This window comes from Bartonella saheliensis, assembly GCF_902162175.1.
The window spans coordinates 41,176-62,884 of the sequence record NZ_LR607201.1; the positions used below are offsets into that span (position 1 = coordinate 41,176).

Annotated in this window: 11 protein-coding genes; 3 read left to right on the forward strand and 8 right to left on the reverse strand. The window is 38.0% G+C overall.

The window, feature by feature from the left end; genetic code table 11:
* Positions 1 to 11: 11 nt before the first annotated feature.
* The 7 genes from FS875_RS03880 to gyrB form a co-directional block, all read right to left on the reverse strand.
* The gene (locus FS875_RS03880) at positions 12 to 1,331 is read right to left on the reverse strand and encodes a bifunctional folylpolyglutamate synthase/dihydrofolate synthase (RefSeq protein ID WP_144753299.1); all 1,320 of its coding nucleotides are present in this window, start codon (positions 1,329 to 1,331) and stop codon (positions 12 to 14) included.
* A 4-nt stretch (positions 1,332 to 1,335) separates the two neighbouring features.
* The gene (gene accD / locus FS875_RS03885; protein ID WP_144753302.1) at positions 1,336 to 2,256 is read right to left on the reverse strand and encodes an acetyl-CoA carboxylase, carboxyltransferase subunit beta; all 921 of its coding nucleotides are present in this window, start codon (positions 2,254 to 2,256) and stop codon (positions 1,336 to 1,338) included.
* Between the two features lie 687 nt (positions 2,257 to 2,943).
* Entirely contained in the window at positions 2,944 to 3,663 is a 720-nt protein-coding gene (locus tag FS875_RS03890; protein ID WP_144753305.1) for a sulfate transporter family protein, read from the reverse strand.
* 1,108 nt (positions 3,664 to 4,771) lie between these two features.
* Entirely contained in the window at positions 4,772 to 6,196 is a 1,425-nt protein-coding gene (coaBC, locus tag FS875_RS03895) for a bifunctional phosphopantothenoylcysteine decarboxylase/phosphopantothenate--cysteine ligase CoaBC (RefSeq protein WP_144753307.1), read from the reverse strand.
* Positions 6,197 to 6,265: 69 nt separating this feature from the next.
* Complete coding sequence (ubiB, locus tag FS875_RS03900) at positions 6,266 to 7,852, reverse strand: 2-polyprenylphenol 6-hydroxylase (protein WP_144753310.1); 1,587 nt, start codon at positions 7,850 to 7,852, stop codon at positions 6,266 to 6,268.
* Positions 7,853 to 7,854: 2 nt separating this feature from the next.
* On the reverse strand, positions 7,855 to 8,637 hold the full coding sequence (gene ubiE / locus FS875_RS03905) for a bifunctional demethylmenaquinone methyltransferase/2-methoxy-6-polyprenyl-1,4-benzoquinol methylase UbiE (protein ID WP_144753313.1): 783 nt from the start codon (positions 8,635 to 8,637) through the stop codon (positions 7,855 to 7,857).
* A gap of 117 nt (positions 8,638 to 8,754) precedes the next feature.
* A complete protein-coding gene (gene gyrB, locus FS875_RS03910) occupies positions 8,755 to 11,187 on the reverse strand; it encodes a DNA topoisomerase (ATP-hydrolyzing) subunit B (protein ID WP_144753316.1) in 2,433 nt (810 codons plus the stop codon).
* Between the two features lie 534 nt (positions 11,188 to 11,721).
* On the opposite strand from gyrB, the gene FS875_RS03915 reads away from it, so the two are divergent.
* Positions 11,722 to 12,681, forward strand: a complete 960-nt coding sequence (locus tag FS875_RS03915; protein WP_144753318.1) for a transporter substrate-binding domain-containing protein — start codon at positions 11,722 to 11,724, stop codon at positions 12,679 to 12,681.
* Between the two features lie 11 nt (positions 12,682 to 12,692).
* Here the strand turns inward: FS875_RS03915 and FS875_RS03920 are convergent, their stop codons facing one another.
* Positions 12,693 to 14,225: a YifB family Mg chelatase-like AAA ATPase gene (locus FS875_RS03920; protein WP_144753321.1), complete on the reverse strand. Its 1,533-nt coding sequence runs from the start codon at positions 14,223 to 14,225 to the stop codon at positions 12,693 to 12,695.
* Positions 14,226 to 14,623: 398 nt separating this feature from the next.
* On the opposite strand from FS875_RS03920, the gene FS875_RS03925 reads away from it, so the two are divergent.
* Together FS875_RS03925 and FS875_RS03930 are read left to right on the forward strand one after the other, a co-directional pair.
* Positions 14,624 to 16,588 carry an autotransporter assembly complex protein TamA gene (locus FS875_RS03925; protein ID WP_144753324.1) on the forward strand — a complete coding sequence of 655 codons (1,965 nt, stop codon included), beginning with the start codon at positions 14,624 to 14,626 and terminating at the stop codon, positions 16,586 to 16,588.
* Positions 16,588 to 21,240 carry a translocation/assembly module TamB domain-containing protein gene (locus FS875_RS03930; RefSeq protein ID WP_144753327.1) on the forward strand — a complete coding sequence of 1,551 codons (4,653 nt, stop codon included), beginning with the start codon at positions 16,588 to 16,590 and terminating at the stop codon, positions 21,238 to 21,240. The genes FS875_RS03925 and FS875_RS03930 overlap by 1 nt, the downstream gene beginning before the upstream one ends.
* Positions 21,241 to 21,709 lie beyond the last annotated feature (469 nt).

Sequence of the window (21,709 nt, forward strand, 5' to 3'; positions counted from 1 at the left end):
ATAGCTAATCTCTAACACGGTGGTGTTTTATTGTCACGCAAAATATCGCCAGCAAGATAAAGGGAACCTCCAATAAAGACAATAGCCTCTTGATATTCTTCCTTAATTTTATGCAAAGCATCTTGTAGGTGCGCTTGGGGGGACGCAAAGATTCCTGCTTTTTGGGCTGATTCAGCTAAATTTATAGGACAGATACTGGCGTTATTATTAATAAGCGGTATCGTATATATTTTCTCGACAAGGCTCGCTAAAGGACAAAAATAACCGACAGCATCTTTTGTATTGATCATGCCAGCAATCATAATAATGGGACGATCTGTTTTTTTTCTCCATTGTGTAAGTTCAGCCGCAATAACTTTTCCAGCAGCAGGATTGTGACCACCGTCTAACCATAAATCAAATTTAGGAGACAGTTTATCAACCAAATATCCGTGGGTGAGATGTTGCATCCGTGCAGGCCAATAAATATTTTTCAAAGCGTCACGTATGACTTGTTCTGAAAGGTGAAAACCTGCTTGATAGACTGCTTCAAGAGAAGCACCAGCATTGGCAATTTGGTAGTCTCCAATAAGGTTAGGAAGGGGAAGATCCATAAGACCTTGATTGTTTTGAAAAACCATACGTCCATGTTCTTTATAGCTTTGATAATCTTGATCAAATAAAGAATAAGGTGCTTTATGTTTATCGGCAAGGGATATTAAAGTAGCAAAAGCTTCCTCATAATTTTGCTTACCGATAACCACAGGAACCTTTGGTTTGATAATCCCACCTTTTTGAAAGGCGATTTGAGAAATTGTGTTTCCAAGAAAGTTCTCATGATCATAATCAATGGGCATAATAAGTGATACAGCTGGTTTGTTAATGACATTGGTAGCATCAAAACGTCCTCCTAACCCAACTTCTAAAATAACGACATCAGCTGGATGTATACTAAATAGTATAAAGGCAGCGGCTGTAAAAATTTCAAAAATAGTAATTGGCTCTTGATGATTGATTTTTATAATTTCATGGATTGTTTCAGCCAATAAGCTCTCTGTAACAAGTTGACCACCTCCTTTTTGGCCTAAACGGCAGCGTTCATTCCAGTTGACGAGATGAGGTGAGCTGTACATATGAACATGATAGCCTGCACTTTCTAAAAGAGCACGGCAAATTGCTGAGGCAGATCCTTTGCCATTTGTTCCAGCAATGTGAATAACAGGGCCAAGTTTTAAATGTGGATTGCCAAGACGCTCTAAAAGGCGGATAATACGTCCTAAAGAAAGATCAAATTTTTTCGGATAATTCTTGAGTAAATCATCCACCACCCTTTGTACTTGACTTTGTTGCATAAATTTAAGCTGCTTTTGTTGTAGAAAGAGACGTTTGAGGATCTGTTGGGGATGGGTTGGAAGGGTTAAGAACAGCAGGATGTTTCATCATTAAGCGTAAAAGGCGTGCAATGGTTGTTTTCATTTCTAAACGCGATACAACCATATCAATCATACCATGTTCGAGCAGATATTCACTACTTTGAAAGCCTTCTGGTAGGGTTTCACGTATAGTTTGTTGAATCACACGTGGTCCAGCAAAACCAATCATAGCCCCGGGTTCAGCAATGTGAATATCACCAAGCATGGCGTAAGAAGCAGTAACACCACCGGTGGTTGGATTGGTCAGAACAACAATATAGGGAAGTTTTGCTTCTTTCAGCATTTCAATTGCTACTGTTGTACGGGGCATTTGCATCAATGAGAGTGTTCCTTCTTGCATGCGAGCACCACCGGAAGCAGAAAAAAGAACCAACGGACGCCTTTCCGCAATGGCAGTATCAAAAGCTTTGATAATAGCTTCTCCTGAAGCCATACCAAGAGACCCACCCATAAAGGCAAAATCTTGAACGGTTGCAATGATGGGTAAACCTTCAATCGTACCGCGTGCGCTTAAAATATTATCATCAACACCAAGTTTAGAACGATAATCTTTTAACCGGTCAATATAGCGTTTTTCATCGCGAAACTTTAAAGGATCTGTTACAACTTTTGGATTTTCAAGAGCTGTATAAACACCATCATCAAAAAAATGCATAAGACGATTTTTGGCACTGATACGCATATGATAGCCAGAATTGGGAGCTACAAATTGATTGGCTTCCAGATCTTTATGGAAGATCATTTCACCACTTGTAGGATCTTTTATCCATAGATTTTCTGGAATTTCACGGCGTCCCAATATAGAATTAATTTTAGGACGAACATAATTTGTAATCCAGTTCATCTTTATAGCCTTCCTTTAAATATTACACATCTTTTTTGCATGATTTGAAAGAATATAGAACTTAAGCAGTCACATTTTCTTTTGCTTTTCCGGCTGAACAGTAACGAATCCATTTAATACTTTTATCCACGCACGTATAGCTCTAACTCCATTGCTTTTTTATTTTTAATATTTCCAATGTCATAACAATCATATGCATAAAGAGTATTCCCTATAACAAATTTCTCAGAAATTTTAAGAATTTATATGTTTTTATTCTTTGATTTTTATATTAAAATTCACCTCTTGCGCTGGTTAACAAACGGCTTATTTCCTTTTAATAAATAATGACTCTTCTCAATTAATCACTAATATCGACAGTTCTGCAGCAAAGAAACCTGATAATAATAAAACCTTAACAAGACTATACGCATCCATTAAAAATTATGGATATGATGACGTTATGTTAGCGAAACGCTAATACCAGAGCAAGATTTTTTTCAAATGATTTTCTTAAAGAGCACGCGTTTCACATAAAATAAAGCACCCCAAAAAACATTATTTTTATTGTGTATGCACACATTGCTCCCGTTTATGACATTTCAACAAACGATTATAATTAATTCAATATGAATAGGGGGGGGTAAAATGAGAAAGCTTTATAGTATGCTTTCTTTGGCTAGTGCGTTTTTTGAAGTTAAAAAAACATTATTTTTGAGTGATGCGTGCCATAGTTTTTTGGGAAAGCATTTTGTGTAAATGTGTCATAAAGGCCGCTGCAAAAAGTGGTGTGGCTAAATTAAGAATGGGAATTGAAACAAAAACTGCGATCAATAATCCAGCGACAAAAACCGTTGTATAATGAGTATGTAAAAAAGCACGCGCATCTTGCTCTGTTCGAAAACGATAAGCAGCAAACAAGAAATATTCGTGCCCAAGCAAATAACCATTAATAATATAAAAAGCAATGAAATTAACACCCGGTATGAAGAATAAAATAAAAGCAATTCCATTACCAAGAAGGCTCAAAATAACAAATTTAAAGGAGAGGATAAGAGAACGTCCAAATGGCATCGCTTGTCCAAGAGGCTCATTTAGATAATCTTCCTTTTCAATAATTTCCGCAGCAGAGTCAATGAAAAAACTACCAATCATAGCAGTGATGGGAGCAATAAAAAAAGCTAATAAAAGAGCCAAACCAAGATTAAAGATGATAAGCATGCTAAATCCCAACCATCCTGCCCAACTCGGAAGTCCAGGAAGAAACTGGGAAGCCCAAGGCCAAAAGTAAGATACAAAAAGTTGGTGCACACATAACCATAAAATGGCGAGCAAAAAAAAAGTAATCCCCAATGCTTTTAGGATCATAATGCTATATTGCGAAGTCAGCAAACGTTGTAAAGCACGATAGGCAGCAGTAAAAATCATAGATTAATAAACTAAGGAAAGAAGCAAAAAAAAACAAGAAATATATTTAAAGAAGGCGTTGTATAATTTTTTCTTTCTTGAATTACAAGCTCTATTTTCAATAATACTAAAGAAATACATTGATATTGCTTTATAAAAAAGAGGATTTTCACCTTTATATATTATTAAAATCAGGCTAAATTTTTCTTATAAAATGGATAGAATAAGTAATTAAAATAAAAAATAACAAAAGCTTTTTTGTTTAAAATAAAATTTGAATCAATAGAAATTTTGGTTTTAAAAAACCGAGCAGAATTTAAGAAGCAGCTGTTGTAGCAAAGTTTTTAAATATTTTTGTAAGGAGTTTAGCTTATTGCGTTTACATGATATATATAAGTTTAAGGTGGTAAGAGATATTGAGTAGGCGTTTTTTACTGCAATTTTTTTATCCAGTATAGCTTCCGAATTTTGTTTATTGATATCCTTATTTGTTTTGCACGATCTCTAATATTTTGAATTTTAAGAGCTATTAAGTGTAATAAAATGAAGAGTTCATTGAAATATTTTTCATAAAAATGGTGCATTGGGGCGAATAATTTTGAGCGAATAACACTATTCATTTATGAAAGAATTTATCATCTTTAATTTTAATGAGGATCTAAAATAGAGAGATATTCTCTCAACGCTCATCATACCCCTTTTGCAACAGTCTTCGTTAATGGAATAAAGATAGCTGCTATGAATACTATAAAACTTATGAGGCGCACCACTACCTTTATGCTTAACAAAAGAATATGCCGGGAGCACCATATACTTTGCCAGTCCTCTCAATGTTGCGACAAGCACTTAGCCCTTGAAACAGCTCATTATAGATTTTTTGTCTTTTCTTAAATATTTTATATTCACGGGGCTATCTTTGCTAACGTGCAAGCAAATGGTTTTGATTGATTCAATATATGGATTTGGAATGAGAGAGGCTTACGCTATTCGGGTTTCTCATTCAAGTTGAATAACGCTAGATTATCATGATAAATTAATATGTTCTCTAATCTAATCGAGATGGATAGATAACTTCTGTATCTTCAAAAATTCAGTTCTTATTTTATAAGATATTTTAGTATTTTAAAATTTATGATTTGAAATGAGGTGTTTTTTTCTCATGTGGCGTAGGCGTTTGGGGAGTAAAAAATGATACGATCATGTTTGCTAGTTTTTGCGCTACGTGTTGTTTACGCATAGGGAGCCATTGTTCAACTTTTTCTTTACTTACGAGATAAACTTGATTTGTATCAGCGCCCATGACACTTGTGCCATCTGGTTGAAGAGAAATATCATTAGCAAGAATGAAATCAGCGCCTTTTTCAACACATTTTTTTTGCGCATTGGCAATGATATCACAAGTTTCAGCAGCAAAACCAATGACCAAGGAGGGGCGATTTGGAGCATGTCCAATTGTTGCTAAAATATCGGGATTTTCAACCATATGGAGGGATGGTGGTGTTTTATGAGCATTCTTTTTAATTTTGTGTAAAGATTGCGTTTGACTGCGCCAGTCACAAACAGCGGCAACAAAGATGGCACCATCCGCAGGCAATGATTCTTGAACGGCTTGTAACATCTGTTGTGCTGTTTCAACGTGGATAGTTTTTACTTTTTGCGGATCTGCAAGATTAACGGGTCCACAAATAAGGGTTACTTTTGCTCCCAAATGCGCAAGAGCGGTAGCAATGGCATGACCTTGTTTACCCGAAGACCGATTAGCAAGATAACGCACGGGATCAATGGGTTCATGGGTAGGACCAGAGGTAACGATGAAATGGCGACCAGAGAGAGGCTTTTCATGGTTATCTAAAAGAGCCTCTATGGCAGCGACGATGGTTAAGGGTTCACTCATGCGTCCATAGCCTGTCTCATCACGTTCAGCCATTTTTCCTATTTCTGGTCCAATAATATGGACACCATCTGCGCGCAATTGTGTAACATTGCGAACAGTGGCTGGATGCGCCCACATGGATGGATTCATAGCGGGGGCAATTAGAAGTGGACAGCGTGCTGCTAAAAGGACGCAATCGGCGAGATCATCTCCTATACCATGGGCTATTTTTGCAATGCGATTGGCTGTAGCAGGGGCTAAAATAATAAGGTCAGCATCACGAGCTAGTCGGATATGTCCGATATCATGTTCTTCTTCGCGTGAAAATAAATCGGTATATACAGTACGACCGCTTAAAGCTTCAGCGGCTAAAGGCGTAATAAATTTTTGCGCTGCTTTTGTCATTATGACATTTAAGTGTGCGCCACGTTCTTTTAAACGACGAATAAGATCAAGCGCTTTATAGGCCGCAATACTTCCACCAATAATAAGGAGAAGAGATTTTGATTTCAATGATTGCATCTCAACGGCACTTGCATGAGAGAGGTGTGTGGTGAGAGTGGTGGGATTACTTAAAAGACGGCGCGCTTCTTCTTCCATAGAGATACCATTTTTTGCAGCACGTACGCGCAAAGCTTCTTTGACTTCAGGGGAAAGATTACGAATAGTAAGGCTAGCCATAAAATACCTCTAAGAAATAAAATGATTTCAATGATTTCATCTTTGGTATTTTTTAGCACATTGAGCAGATTAGAAAAGATGAAAAAGATAAAAAGTAAGACAAACACAACAAAGTGCGATGATGAACAGACTATAACGTCCATAACGATTTCTACGACTTTGTTCAGCAGCAAGTTGTTTCAGGGTGGTAGGAGAAAGACTAAAACCTGTTTTCCTCATTTGATTGAAATCTTCTTCTATACGTTGGAAATTTTGTATCAATTGTGGTGTTTTGCGTGCCAGCGAAAGGAGAGCTTGTGCTCCTTCACTAAAGTCTTTTGCAACGCCTATGGGTCCTAAATTTTTACTAATCCATTCTCTAACAACGGGTTCAGAAGCTTTCCACATGTTAAAACTGGGGTCTAATGTGCGAGCAACACCTTCCACGACAACCATTGTTTTTTGCAGTAAGAGAAGTTCGGGTCGCGTTTGCATGTCAAACAGTTCAGTGACTTCAAACAACAGTGTAAGCAACTTAGCCATGGAAATGCTTTGTGCTGATTGTCCGTGAATTGGTTCACCAATCGCGCGATTGGCTTGCGCAAAGCTTTCAATATTATGGTGTGAAGGGACATAGCCTGCTTCAAAGTGAGCGCGGGCGACCCGATGGTAATCACGCGTAATAAAGCCATAAAGAATTTCAGCAAGGAAATGTTTTTCTTTTTTGCCAAGCCTTCCTGTAATCCCTAGATCAACAGCGACAATACATCCATCTGAGTCTACAAATAAATTACCAGGATGCATATCGGCATGAAAAAAACCATCACGCAATGTGTGGCGTAGAAAAGATTGAATAAGCGTAATGGCAAGCGCTTGTAGATCAAAACCTGCTTCTTTAAGCTTGGAAATTTCGGATATTCTTATACCATCAATCCATTCCATGGTGAGAACATTACGCCCTGTCCGTTCCCAATCAATTTTTGGCACTCGGAAACCCGTATCCTGTTGAATATTTTCAGCCATTTCAGATATGGCTGCTGCTTCTAAGCGTAGATCCATTTCAAGGCGTGTTGTTTGTGCTAAAGTATCCACCACACGAACAGGGCGCAGCCTTCGAGAGGCAGGGATATAACGCTCTTGTAAACGCGCAATGAGATAAAAACCTCTAAGATCTTTAGAAAAACGCGCGCGAATATTAGGACGGATAACTTTTACGGCACATTTTTTCGTATGACCGGTTTCATCACAATATTCAGCAGGATGAACCTGAGCGATAGAAGCAGCAGCAATGGGGGGATAAAAATTGACGAATAAATCATCAATAGAACGACCAAGCGAACTTTCAATTTGAGCAATAGCGGCGGTGCAAGAAAATGTTTCAACACGATCTTGGAGTTGTGACAAATCGTCTGCAACATTCCGTCCGACAATATCAGGCCTTGTGGCAAGAAATTGACCAAGTTTTATGTAAGAGGGTCCAAGCTTATTGATGGCATACGAAATATTTTCAGATCGCTGTTTCTCTTTTGTTTTGCGTCGTGTTAATGCACGCGCTATACGATGACATAATGCTGGAAATCCTTGAAGATCATCATGAGGAAGAGCACTTAAAACACCTTCACGCGCTAAAACCCACCCTGCACGCATCAATTGAAAGTAAGGAGAAATTTGCACCATTTTTAAATTTTCCAACCTGAATGCAGTGCTGCAATCGCACCGGTGAGATTACGGTACGATACGCGTGAAAATCCCGCTTGCTTGATCATATAGGCAAAATCATCTTGTTTAGGAAATTTTCGAATAGATTCAACCAAATAACGATAAGCATCGCCATCATTTGCAATAAATTGACCCAGCTTAGGGATAGCATGGAAAGACCAAAGATCATAAATTTTATCGAGCCAAGGCATCTCGACACTTGAAAATTCTAGACATAAAAAACGTCCACCGGGTTTTAAAACACGAAAAGCTTCTCTAAGAGCTTGATCAATATGAGGAACATTGCGAATTCCAAAAGCAATTGTGTAAGCGTCAAAGCTTTGATCTTCAAAAGGGAGATGTTCTGCATTGGCTTCAACAAAATCAATCAGAGGAGCAAGACCATTTTTTTGTGCACGTTGTTTGCCAACGTTGAGCATAGAGCCATTAATATCAAGAACCGTAGCATGGGCTTTTTGGCGCGAAGCATTAAGGATGCGAAAAGCAATATCGCCTGTACCACCAGCAACATCAAGAACTCTCCAATGAGAAAGTGCTGGGGGAGAAAGCCATGCAACCATAGAATTTTTCCACACACGGTGTAGCCCTAAGGATAAGATATCATTCATCTTGTCATAATTTTCAGCAACAGAATGAAACACACCATCGACCATGGATTGTTTTTGTGTTTCATCAACTCTTGTGAAACCAAAGGAATGCTCCATCCCCCCTTTGACGCCTACACGCTCTGTTTCAGTTGCCATATCTATGACCTTCCTTATTTTTCTTTTATCGTAAATGAAAAGAGAGGGAATGTTCAAATACGAAAAAACAATGTATAAAACCACAACGTTTATACAGCCAAAAACAGAAGAGTACTTTTAGATATCAAGATTAGCAACGCTTAAGGCATTGTCTTGAATAAAAATACGTCTAGGCTCAACTTCATCACCCATGAGACGAGAAAAAAGTGAATCTGCATCGGTTGCATCATTAATTTTTACTTGTAAAAGAGAACGGGCATTGGGATCAAGGGTTGTTTCCCAAAGCTGTTCAGCATTCATTTCCCCAAGACCTTTATAGCGTTGAAGCGTAATACCCTTTTTACCATTTGTAAAAATGCTTTCTAAGAGGCTCATAGGTCCAAAAATGCGCTCTGTTTTATCTTTGCGGCGTAAAAGAAGAGGCGGATGATATAGGTCGCTAAAATTTTGGGCAATGCGATCAATTTGACGTGCATCCGTTGAGTTTATAAGCCCTGCATCAAGCGTGATAACATCTTTAACGCCACGTAAAACACGTTCAAAACATAAATCTCCATCTTCTGTATATCGTCCACACCAACCTTGCTCCATATCATCAGCAATCAGATTAAGACGTTGCGCGACAGCATCTGCTATTTTTTGTGCTTTTTCTTGTGTTGCAAAGGCTTCAGAGTTAAAAGCTCCAACAATGGCTGCTTGCTCAACAACATTGCGGTTATAACGGGTATGAAGGCCATTTAAAAGTTGACGGAATATACGGGCATCTTTAGCGAGTTGATATAAATCAGCTCCTGCACGAACTTCTCCCGTTGAAAGCTCAAGAGTTGTTTCTTCTAGTCCCGTATCGATCAAGAATTCTTCAAAGGCTGCTTCATTTTTAATATATTGAGAAGATTTTCCACGCGATACTTTATAAAGAGGAGGTTGAGCAATATAAAGATGTCCCCGTTCAATCAACTCGGGCATTTGTCTAAAAAAGAAAGTGAGCAGCAGAGTGCGGATATGAGCTCCATCAACATCCGCATCTGTCATGATAATAATCTTATGATATCGTAATTTATCGGGTGAAAATTCATCTTTACCAATAGATGTTCCAAGAGCGGTAATAAGTGTTCCGATCATATCAGATGAGAGCATGCGGTCGAAACGGGCTCGTTCAACATTGAGGATTTTACCGCGGAGAGGTAAAATTGCTTGATTTTGACGTGAGCGTCCACTTTTTGCTGAACCACCCGCCGAATCTCCCTCCACAATAAAGATTTCTGATTTTGCAGGATCACGCTCTTGGCAATCGGCAAGTTTTCCTGGCAGAGAAGTGATGTCAAGCGCTCCTTTTCGCCTTGTGAGCTCACGTGCTTTACGTGCTGCTTCACGTGCTGTTGCAGCTTCCACCACTTTACTAATGAGAAGCTTTGCTTCATTAGGATGTTCTTCCAGCCATATTGAAAGACCTTCATTGACCAAATTTTCAACAATAGGGCGCACTTCAGAAGAAACTAATTTGTCCTTTGTTTGTGAAGAAAATTTAGGATCAGGAACTTTGACAGAAAGAATAGCTGTTAATCCTTCACGGCAATCATCACCAGTTAAATTCACTTTTTCTTTTTTGGCAATCCCTGAAGATTCAGCATAACCATTAATTTGGCGTGTAAGAGCACTTCTAAAACCGATTAAATGCGTTCCACCATCCCGCTGAGGAATATTATTGGTAAAACATAAGACTTTTTCATGATAGGAATCATTCCACCATAGGGCAACATCAACGCTCATACCATCTTTTTCACTGGTAATATAAATAGGAGTGTCAAGCAGCGCTTTTTTTGATTGATCAATATATTTGACAAATTCTGTTAATCCGCCTTCATAATGCAATTCAACGGATTGAATGTCAGCATGACGCTCATCAACAAGCAGAATGTGAACGCCAGAATTGAGAAAGGCCAATTCCCGTAAACGACGCTCTAAAGTTTCAAAATCAAACTCAACCATAGTAAAGGTTTCAGAGCTTGGTAAAAATCTAATTTCTGTTCCACTTTCTTGATCACAATCGCCAACAATTTTTAATGGAGCATCAGCCACTCCATGGGTAAAAGACATTTTATGAATTTTACCATTACGTTTAATTTGCAATTTAAGCCAAACGGAAAGTGCATTCACCACAGAGACACCAACACCGTGTAATCCACCTGAAACTTTATAAGAGTTTTGATCAAATTTTCCGCCGGCATGAAGCTGTGTCATGATAACTTCAGCGGCAGAAATACCTTCTGTTGGATGGATATCAGTTGGAATTCCACGTCCATTATCACGAACAGAACAAGAACCATCAGCATGGAGTGTAACGTTTACAAGAGTTGCATGACCGGCTAAAGCTTCATCAATAGCATTGTCTACAACTTCATAGACCATATGATGTAACCCCGATCCATCATCCGTATCACCAATATACATACCCGGACGTTTGCGTACAGCATCAAGACCTTTGAGAACTTTGATAGAGGCGGCGCCATAGTCATCGCCTTGTGTCGGTGAGGTTATTTCATCACTCATAAGTTAGTCCATTTCTGTGTTCAATTTACAATATTCTATCCGCTTTTTAAAAGCTCAATGTTCCGCTCAGTTATTTATGGAATAACCACATTAAACATTTACCGTATATCAGCACTAGATTCAATATCTGTCGATATATAATGGAGAGAATGATGAAACGATATGACACTATTATACAGCAAAACTTGTCACTTAGGGCAATCATATAAGAAAAGTAAGCGCTTCTTTGATATATTTTAAGTATTTTTACAGTGCGTGGTGAATATTCAGCGCAGGGTTTATCTGTTTAGCCTTTCGTTAAGTGAATCGCATGAATGGGAAGACAAAAGAATTTAAAAGTGTAATTTATCGAAAGAAGCTGAGTATGAAGAGTATAACGTCAAATACCTCGAGAATATTTGAGATCAAAAGTTTAAGTATTTTCAATGTATTTCAAAAAATATACGAAAACTGTTAAAATTTTTAACAGTTTAAAAAGAGTAAGAATTTTATTTATGAAATGAAAGATATTTTGATGAAGTGCATTAGATAATAATGAAGCAGTGTTGCATCTTATCTTTGAAAAATGGGGAAGAGATTTTGAAAATAAGAAAACCTATCCACATCAAACATTTTCAATGGCGTTTATGCTACTTTTTACTCCATAATTTATACACTCTTTTTATTCGCATTTTATTTGTAGCAGGAGGATTTCTATCTTTCTCTTACGCAGAAGCTGAAATAGCTGGAAGGTTGCCTTCTTTTTTTGATTCGCATGAACATTTTGTACAACCTGATACCAAGAACATCACTCGTTTACGTTTTGTAACAACTTTTGATTTTCCTCCGTTTAATTTTCTTGATCAAACAGGGCATCTTACAGGTTATAATATCGATTTATTGCGTGCTCTTTGCTTAAAATTAAAATTAGAGAAACTTTGTGAAGTAGAGGTGGTTCCTTGGAAAGAGCTGGTCGAGCATGTCAAAAATGGTGGTGCAGAAGTCATTATCGCGGGTTTAAAAGAAACAAGTCAAACCCAACAAGATCTTATTTTTACAAAGTCATATTTGCGCTTTCCAGCGCGATTTGTTGCTTCTCGACAATTAAACCTTGATGAGCCATTAAGCAACCAATTGGTTCATTTAACCAGTGGTGTCTTATCTAACACTATTCACGAAAAGCTTTTTCATGATTATTTTCCTAAAGCAAAATGGCAAGGATTTAAAGAGAGGGAAGAGCTTTATAAAGCCTTACAAGAGCATAAAATTGACCTTATTTTTGATGATGGATTTTCTTTATCGTTATGGTTCAACAATCAAAAATCTATAGATTCCTACCATTTTGTTGGGGGGGCGTATATGGCACCCCAGTTATTGGGTCAAGGAATGCAGCTTGCTGTTGCAAAAAAGAACGAAAAATTGATTGATATCCTCAATTATGCCCTAAAATCTTTAGAAGAGGATGGTAAACTTACAGAGCTTTATTTGCGTTATTTTCCAATAAGTTTTTACTGATGAACAGTTTTTTAGTTAAGAGCTGTTAATCTTTCCGTACCGAGTCGATAGGAGATAGCTTCTGCGAGATGACGGCATGAAAGATTATCGGATTCATCAAGATCAGCAATCGTACGTGCAACTTTGAGAATGCGATGATAAGCACGTGCAGAAAGGTGCATTTTTTCACTCACATCTCGTAAGAGTATAGCGGCATTTTTATCAGGAATGGCGATTTGTTCTATAATTTTGGCAGGGCAATCGCCATTGGTTCGGATATGATCCAAGCCTAGTGCTGCAAAACGTTTGGCTTGAATGGTACGACACCGTGCGACGCGTTTAGCAACATCGCAGCTTTTCTCTGATTGCTCTGGTTGCATAAGGTCCATAGCTGTCAAAGCAGGAACATCAATCCGTAAATCAATTCGATCGAGAAGTGGACCAGAAATACGGGATTGATAATCGATTTGACAGCGTATTCCTTTAGCACAAACATGGCCTTTTTCACCTGCCATACCACATCGGCAAGGATTCATTGCGGCAATGAGTTGGAAGCGAGCAGGATAGCTGATATGATGATTAGCCCTAGCGATAACCGCTTCTCCACTTTCTAAAGGTTGACGAAGGGAATCAAGAACTTGCGGAGAAAATTCAGGCAATTCATCAAGAAATAATACCCCATTATGGGCAAGAGAGATTTCTCCTGGACGTCCTTTAAGTCCCCCACCAATCATTGCGGCCATGGAAGCAGAATGATGTGGGGAACGAAAGGGGCAATGAAGTGAAATGGTATTATGAATCGTTTCTCCTGTAATAGATGCAATCAGACAGACATCTAAAAGCTCACGACTATCAAGAGGGGGTAAAATAGAAGGTAAGCGTTGCGCCAACATAGATTTTCCAGCACCAGGAGGACCAACAAACAAAAGGTTATGGCGTCCAGCAGCACAAACTTCTAAGGCACGTTTGGCTGTTTTTTGTCCTTTGATTTCACAAAGATCTGGAAGTTCAGTTTCGATCGTATATTGGCGCGGTTGTGGACGTTTTTGAATTTGTGTCCCTTTAAAATGATTGACTATCGTGAGAAGAGTTTCGGGGGCAAGAATATTTATTTCTGCATTTGCCCATGCTGCTTCAGGTCCACATTGAAAGGGACAAATCAGTCCTTTATCGAGGGATACAGCTGTCATGGCTGCTGGTAAAACACCATTGACAGCGGTCAGCGAACCATCCAGTGACAATTCACCTAAAATGACATAGTCTTGCGCTACTTCTGGAGGGAGGATTCCCATAGCAAGCATTAAGCCTACGGCAATTGGCAAATCATAATGCGATCCCTCTTTAGGCAAATCAGCTGGTGCAAGATTAATCGTAATTCGTTTGGTTGGCATAGAAAGACCACAAGCATGGAGGGCTGCTTGTACGCGTTCACGGCTTTCTGCAACGGCCTTATCGGCTAACCCAACAATAGCCATTCCTATTTTACCGGATGAAATCATAACCTGTACATCGACAGGAACTGCTTCTAGACCGCGAAAAGCAACAGTTGTAATACGTGCGATCATTTATCTCCCCCTTTAGATTTTGGAGAGACAATCATATCTACGCACAAAAATCAAGAAGCATCTCTATGGTTTTTTTTATGGATAGATCTATATACGTACGCGGGTTTTTGTAGCGTTCTAAAAATTATTTGTACAAATTTAACCATGATAATATGGAGCGCAATAAAACATTTATAATAAGCTCAATGAATATGTTAAGGAAAAGGAACGAGGGTGTTTGTATGACACAACAGAGCAGAATTTTGTGAAGATATGAGGGGAGGGGGGCGTTATGTATCGTAGAGTATTATTTGATGTGATAAAACGTGTAGAGTATGCAAAATAGTTATATTTACCTTTATTATTTTATATTATTCAGAAGTGTAGTAGATGCAAAGTATATTAAAGGTATCTGATTTATGGTATATCAGACGAGAATTTTGTTAAAATCAGGAACTGTGCGCTGTGTATTTATAGGCTTGTGTTTCGCTTTTTCTTTTCCACAGCCACTTGCTGCATTTGATTTTTTTGGTCTCCCTCTTTTTGGTCAAAAGAAAACAAATTCTTCTTCACGTTCTGTTAAAAGTACAGAGAAATTTTATAAAGTTGATATTGTTACACCACCAGGGGCGCCATCAGAAGGCATAAAAATAGTTAAATCTGTCTCTTCTCTTTTTGCAGATAAAGAGAAAGCATCTGCGAGTTCTTCTGGTTTGTTAGCCAAAGCACGTTCAGATTATCGTGCTATTCTTTCTGCTCTTTATGCTGATGGGCGCTATGGTGGTGTGATCAGTATTAAAATTAATGGGTTAGAAGCTGCTGATTTAAGTCCAGTAACGCAACTTCCAACACAATCCAATATCGTTATTACGATTAATGCTGGCCCACAATATGTTTTTAGTATTGCAGATATTGATAAAGTAGCGCTTCCTGAAGAGCGTAAAGCGCATAAAATGCTCACCATTGAAGAATTGGGCTATAAAGTTGGTGCTATTGCCAAATCTGAAACCATTTTGAAAGCAGAAAAATGGGCGGTAGAAGGATGGCGTCAACAAGGTTATGCAAAAGCTAAAATTACAAAAAGTAATATCGTGGCTGATCATGCTGCGTTGCATATTGAAGGAAGGATTGTTGTTGATCCTGGACAAAAGGCTCATTATGGTCCTTTAAGTGTCCGTAATATAAGTAAGAAACCACGTGTCGATTCAGCTTATATCGCATGGATGACCGGATTGAAACCCGGCCAGAAATACGATTCCGATGCGTTAGCTAAAGCAAATGAACGTCTTGCACGCCTTGGTGTTTTTCGTGCGATCAATATCCGTGAGGCTGATACCATTAACCCAGATGGCAGTTTACCACTTATGCTTATTGTACAAGAACGTAAACCGCGTCGTTTTGGTTTAGGGGGTAGTTATTCAACATTAGATGGTGCTGGTTTTGAAGCTTATTGGATGCATAACAATCTTTTTGGGCATGCAGAAGTCCTTAAAATTGAAACAAAAATGAGTGGTGTTGGCAGCAATAAAAAACAATCATATAATTTTAAAAATTTTGATTATCTTTTCGGCGGTACGTTTATAAAGCCGGGTGTACTCACACCTGATACAGATCTCAGGTCAGAATTAAAAATACAGCAAGATGTTCTGGAAAATTATACAACAAAAGCCATCAAAGGGAAATTAGGTATTACGCATATTTTCAATAGTAATCTATCGGGACAGGCTGCTATAGAAGTTTCAAATGGTTACTCACGTGATATCTATTTTGGAAGTCGTAATTTTACAACAATTGGTTTTCCTACTGGTTTGACTTATGATAGTCGTAATAATAGGTTTAATGCAACAAAAGGTTTATATGGTGAAGTTCTCATTGAGCCCTTTTATGAGATGCGTTTTAGTAATTTTGTTGCAAAAGTAACGGCAGAAGGCCGTTCTTATTGGGCGTTGGATGAAGGGGATCGTTTTGTTTTTGCAGCGCGGGCAAAGCTTGGTACAATTCTTGGAAATAATACAGCACAAGTTCCTGCAGATACGCTCTTTTTTGCTGGTGGTGGGGGCTCTGTTCGTGGTTATGCTTATCGTAATATTGGTATTAAAACAGAAAATGATGCGGTTGTTGGTGGACGGGCGCTTATTGAGGGATCGGCAGAATTGCGTGTTTCTTTAAATGATAAAATAGGATTTGTCGGTTTTCTTGATGGAGGTCTCGTAGGGGAAAAAGCGAATTTTGATTTTTCTCAAAAAATTAAATGGGGAGCCGGTATAGGAGGTCGCTATATGACAGGTCTTGGTCCTTTGCGCGTTGATTTAGCCTTTCCTTTAAAAAGAGAGCAGGGTGATCCTCGCATTGGTTTTTATGTGGGTATAGGACAAGCATTTTAATGAAAAAAAGTGTATGTTTATCAGCTTTCTTCTTTGGATTTATGTTTTTTTTGGTCGGTGGTTTTGTTTTTGCACAAAGAGAAGGCCGTCTTGCTTCTAGCGAGGAGACAGCAGACGATCGTTCATGGTTTGTTTCTTTAATTGAAAGCAAGCTTTCAGCGCCTAATCGTCAAGTTCGCTTACACAATATGCAAGGAGCGCTATCTTCTCAAACATCAATTGATACTATTACTGTCAGCGATAAAAAGGGGATTTGGCTTAAAATTACTAATGCTAAAATGGATTGGAATCGTCTAGCCTTGCTAAAAGGGCGGATGGATATTAATCAGCTTTCGGCAGAACGGATTACGTTTTTGCGCAAACCACAAGGTAATTCTTCTTTTATTTCTTCCCTTGAGATGGGTAGGTTTTCTTTACCAAAATTGCCACTTGCTCTTTCGATCAATACACTTACAGCTCAACATGTGACGTTTGAGCAGAATCTTTTTGGTTTTTCTGCTGATATGTCCTTAGAAGGTAATTTCACTTTGGCGAGAGGTTATTTTGATGTTGATATGGTGGCGCATCGTTTAGATGCACCGGGGTCTTTTTCTGTTCTTACCAAGATATCAGAGAGCAATCGTACAGCTCAAATTGATATCTCTGCTGATGAACCGCAAAATGGCATTTTGGCGAATGTTTTTAACATGGAAAAACGCCCAGCATTGAATCTCGCGATTAAAGGTGATGGTACTTTTGATGATTTGGTTATCAACCTTTCTTTAGAATCCGATCATCATTCTATTTTAGATGGTCATGTTATTCTTGCAAGTGTTTCAGAAGGACACAGTTTTTCTACAAAACTAGAGGGTAGATTGGATCCTTTAATACCTTCTCAATATCGTCATCTCTTCGCATCTGATATAATATTAAAAGCAGAAGCAAGAAGGACAAGAGAGGGGGTAACCCACCTTGATCAGATGGTTCTTCAGGGCAAAGCAATGAATGTTATTGCCAATGCTGAAATAACGGCCGATGGTTTTTTGCGGCGGCTTTTTGTTGATGGCAAAATGGCTCTTGATAACGAAAAGGAGTTTGTTCATTCTCCCATATCAGAGGCATCAAAACCTGCGAATGCTCTTGCTTTGAACATTGACTATGGTCGCGAAGGACAACAATCTTGGAATGGGCGGCTGGTTGTCCATCATTTTAGCAATAACAATGTTTATATTCGCGATGCGGTTTTTGATATGGGGGGAGTAAGCGAAAATCTTGACAATGCGGCTTCTCGTCATGTTGGTATTCAGGTTAATGGAACGCTTCAAGGGGTTAAAAAGATTAAGGGAGAGGTCGTAGAAGATTTAAGCCAAGCGGTTCATATGTATTTAGATACGGATATTGTTTCGAATAAACCAATTTTGATTCATGATTTTAGTGTTACGGCTCAGGGTTTTTCTTCTTGGTTAAAAGGAACAATGGAGAATTTTATTTTTAAAGGCGATCTTGGGTTAAAAGCCCAAACACTAGCTCCTTTAGAAGTATTCAGTAAACAATCCCTCTCTGGTAGAGCAGATATTAAAGCCAAAGGAACGATTGGTTTATTGAGTGGCATTTTTGATCTGAAATTATCAGGAATGGCTGACAATATGAAAATAGGCGTGCAGCCTTTTGATCGTTTATTCAAAGAAAATATCACTCTTTCAGGTGGCGTTGCCCACGACACGATGGGCTTTATTTTCCGTCATTTGAATTTGAAAAATCAATATACAAACATACAGGCTAATGGTTATTTTTCAGATGAAAGCGCTAAAATGGATTTATCTGCTCAAATATCTGATCTCGCCAAATTAAATCCGAAGATAAGCGGTGCTCTTACAATTCAAGGAACAGCAAGAGGGCGCAATAGCCATATAAAGCTCAATACAAGTGCTCATATTGATAAAGCGTTCGTTATGGGGAAGGAACTTCAAAACACAACATTTAACGTAAAGGCACTTATAGATAATACAACACCCGTTACTTCTTTAACGGGGAGTGTAAAAGGTGAAGGAGTTTTTGCTCATAAACCTCTACATTTATCCGCCTCTTTTAAGGATTCTCATAAGATTAGAAAACTTGAGAATATTGATATTAAAGGGGGAAGTGCAAAGATAACGGGTGATCTTTCTCAACAGCTTGGAGGTTTTTTGAAAGGAGCACTGCATATTGATGCCGATGATATTTCAGTGCTTTCAGCGTTATTTTTACAGGATGGTAGTGGAGAAGTAAAAGGAGATTTTATTTTTGATGAACAAAATGGTAGACAAAAAGCCCATGTAAAGGCGCATGTTAACCATTTGAATTTTGCCAAGAATAAAATAAAAAAACTGGCAATAGATGCCGACATATTTGATCCTTTTGGCACAACTCAGTTTGAAGGTGTTATCAATGCAGAGCATATCCAAACTCCTTTGATAATGGTCAACCGTTTAAAAGCTCAGGCCAATAGAAATAATGAACAAACGGTTTTTACTGTCCAAGCGATGTTGCATGATGCTCTTAATGCTCAGCTTTCTGGTCGTGTAATGGGTGTAGAACTTCCAAAAGGCATAAAACGGGAAGTACGAATTGAAACCGTAGATTTAAAACAACATCATTTTCATGCAACATTGCCAAAACCATCAATCATTGTTTTTGATAAAGATGGAATGACAATCAATGAATTAGGAATTGCAATAAATGGCGGTAAAATTACCCTTTCCGGGAATATTCAAGACACCCTGAATTTGCAACTTACCATGGATTCTCTCCCTGCTAATTTAGCCAATCTGTGGAAATCTGATCTTGGAGCAGCAGGGAGTGTAACAGGAAAGGTTATAATTCGTGGTCATTTTAAAAAACCTGATATAACCTATGATATAAAAGGTGAGGAACTGACAACAGTTGCTCTTCAAGATAAAAAAATTATGCCTTTTTCGCTTTCAGCTGCAGGGAAAACTTTAGATCAAAACCTTACTTTGAATGCAAGTTTAACAGGGGAAGGAGTACAAGCACAAGCTCAGGGGCTGGTATCTTTAGAGAAAGACAAACTTGATCTCCATATTAATTTGCAAAATTTATCTGCACGTTTGGCGAATAGCTTTATTGCAGGACAAGCGCTTGATGGGACGGTGATAGGCAAAATTGATATTGGTGGGACAATAAAGGATCCATCGGCTCATTTTGAGCTTTCTAGTCAAAGCTTAACCACGATGACGCATAAAGGACCGATGTCAATCAATATAAATACTCGTGGTTCTTATAAAAAGTCGACATTGCATATTGAAAATATGATAGCAACTGGAGATAAAGGATTAGATCTTTCCATTTATGGTCCTGTTTCTCTTAATGGTTCAGAGGCAAAATTAAATGTTAAAGGGATCATGCCTCTTGATTTTGTTAATCTCTTATTAGCTAAGCGTGGTGCATATATAACGGGTACAGCAAGAGTTGATACAGTTCTTAATGGTGCGTTATCAAAGCCACAATTTACTGGAAATATTTCTATAGCCGATGGTAGCTTTTTGGATTCAAAAACCCATGTAGGATTGAATAATATAACGCTTGAAGGCAAATTAAATGGCGATCATATTCTTATAGAGAAAGCTTCAGCTTCTTCGTCTGAGGGAGGGAGAGTTTCTGCTTCAGGTCGTATTTCTAATGATCTAGAGGCAGATTTGATCTTTCATCTTGATAATGCCAATTATAATGATGGTTCTATGATTCTTGCAACATTGTCAGGTGAGATGACAATGACAGGTCACTTTCTAAGTGATCTTATTATTGGTGGAGATATCATCGTTGAAAAGGCTGAAATTCTGGTTCCTGATCATTTTCAAAATGCTAAGTTTCTTGATGTCAAAAATAAAAATTTAACAAAGCCAATTCAAAAAACACTTGAACGTGCTGATGCTAAGAGCACAAATAAAAGACCTAGTGTCACAGAAGAATCATCATCTGTTGTGTTATCAAATATGCGTATTACAGCACGCAATCAACTTTTTGTACGGGGAAAAGGGTTAGATGCCGAACTGGGAGGGCGCATTAATTTAGCAGGTCCATTAAATGATGTGCATCCAGTGGGTGAATTTAGAATGATTCGTGGACGTTTTGATATTCTTTCACAACGTCTTAATTTTGATCAAGGACAAGCAAGTTTTAGCGGTAATCTTAATCCTACGGTTTATTTTGTAACCAATAATACCAGTGGTGACATTCGCGTCACTGTAACCGTAAGTGGAACGATTGATAATCTTGATATTAATTTTTCTTCACAACCGAATTTGCCACAGGATGAGATTTTGGCGCGTTTGATTTTTAAGCGCTCTCTTAATGAGCTATCACCATTTCAGATTGCTCAACTTGCGGCAGCTGCAGCGGATCTTGCAGGTGGTTCTAATACATCTTTGTTGAACACTTTACGAGCTAAAATTGGACTTGATGACCTTGATGTTATCGTTAATGAAAAGGGTAATACAGGTTTACGCATTGGACGCTACATACACAATAACATTTATTTAGGCTTTGAAGCAGGATCTGATGGAACGACGAAAGGGACAATTAATTTAGATATTTCTCGTCATCTCAAAGCTAAAGGTTCTATAGGAAATGAAAAAAACTCGAGTATTGGTCTCTTTTATGAAAGAGATTACTAAAGATTGAAGTTTAAAAAACAAATTCTTTATTTTTTCTCTCTCATTTCTAAGACTGAGGAAGGAAGCTTAGACTAGAAATATACTCAAGAGAGAAGTGTTTTATTGCGGTGTTAAGAGAACAAGCTAAAATAGTTGAATTTTTGTTTATGACATATTCTAAAGAGACAAAATCTCCATGAAAGAGAGTATGTTATTTTGCTGATTTATATTTATTTTAGAAAAATACTTAAACCTTATATTTCATGCTGTTGACTAAAGAGTGTATTATATACAACATATTGATTTATAAAGTTAATTCGTCTTTATTTACCTTGAGTTAGAACTTTGAATGCTGTAAGCTGCTCTTATTTCAAATCGTTCTCATATTAAAGCAATCAAAAGCATTTTCTTGTATTACAAGTGAAGAAGTCTGCGTGGTAAAAACATTAAGAGATGCCTCAAAATACCTCTTATGAATCATCTCGAGAAC

Excerpts from the sequence above, each read along its gene's own strand:
- FS875_RS03915 (WP_144753318.1), top strand. The coding sequence starts at position 11,722 with ATGAAGCAGTGTTGCATCTTATCTTTGAAAAATGGGGAAGAGATTTTG.
- FS875_RS03920 (WP_144753321.1), bottom strand. The coding sequence starts at position 14,225 with ATGATCGCACGTATTACAACTGTTGCTTTTCGCGGTCTAGAAGCAGTT.
- ubiE (WP_144753313.1), bottom strand. The coding sequence starts at position 8,637 with ATGGCAACTGAAACAGAGCGTGTAGGCGTCAAAGGGGGGATGGAGCAT.
- FS875_RS03890 (WP_144753305.1), bottom strand. The coding sequence starts at position 3,663 with ATGATTTTTACTGCTGCCTATCGTGCTTTACAACGTTTGCTGACTTCG.
- FS875_RS03930 (WP_144753327.1), top strand. The coding sequence starts at position 16,588 with ATGAAAAAAAGTGTATGTTTATCAGCTTTCTTCTTTGGATTTATGTTT.
- accD (WP_144753302.1), bottom strand. The coding sequence starts at position 2,256 with ATGAACTGGATTACAAATTATGTTCGTCCTAAAATTAATTCTATATTG.
- ubiB (WP_144753310.1), bottom strand. The coding sequence starts at position 7,852 with ATGGTGCAAATTTCTCCTTACTTTCAATTGATGCGTGCAGGGTGGGTT.
- coaBC (WP_144753307.1), bottom strand. The coding sequence starts at position 6,196 with ATGGCTAGCCTTACTATTCGTAATCTTTCCCCTGAAGTCAAAGAAGCT.
- gyrB (WP_144753316.1), bottom strand. The coding sequence starts at position 11,187 with ATGAGTGATGAAATAACCTCACCGACACAAGGCGATGACTATGGCGCC.
- FS875_RS03925 (WP_144753324.1), top strand. The coding sequence starts at position 14,624 with ATGGTATATCAGACGAGAATTTTGTTAAAATCAGGAACTGTGCGCTGT.
- FS875_RS03880 (WP_144753299.1), bottom strand. The coding sequence starts at position 1,331 with ATGCAACAAAGTCAAGTACAAAGGGTGGTGGATGATTTACTCAAGAAT.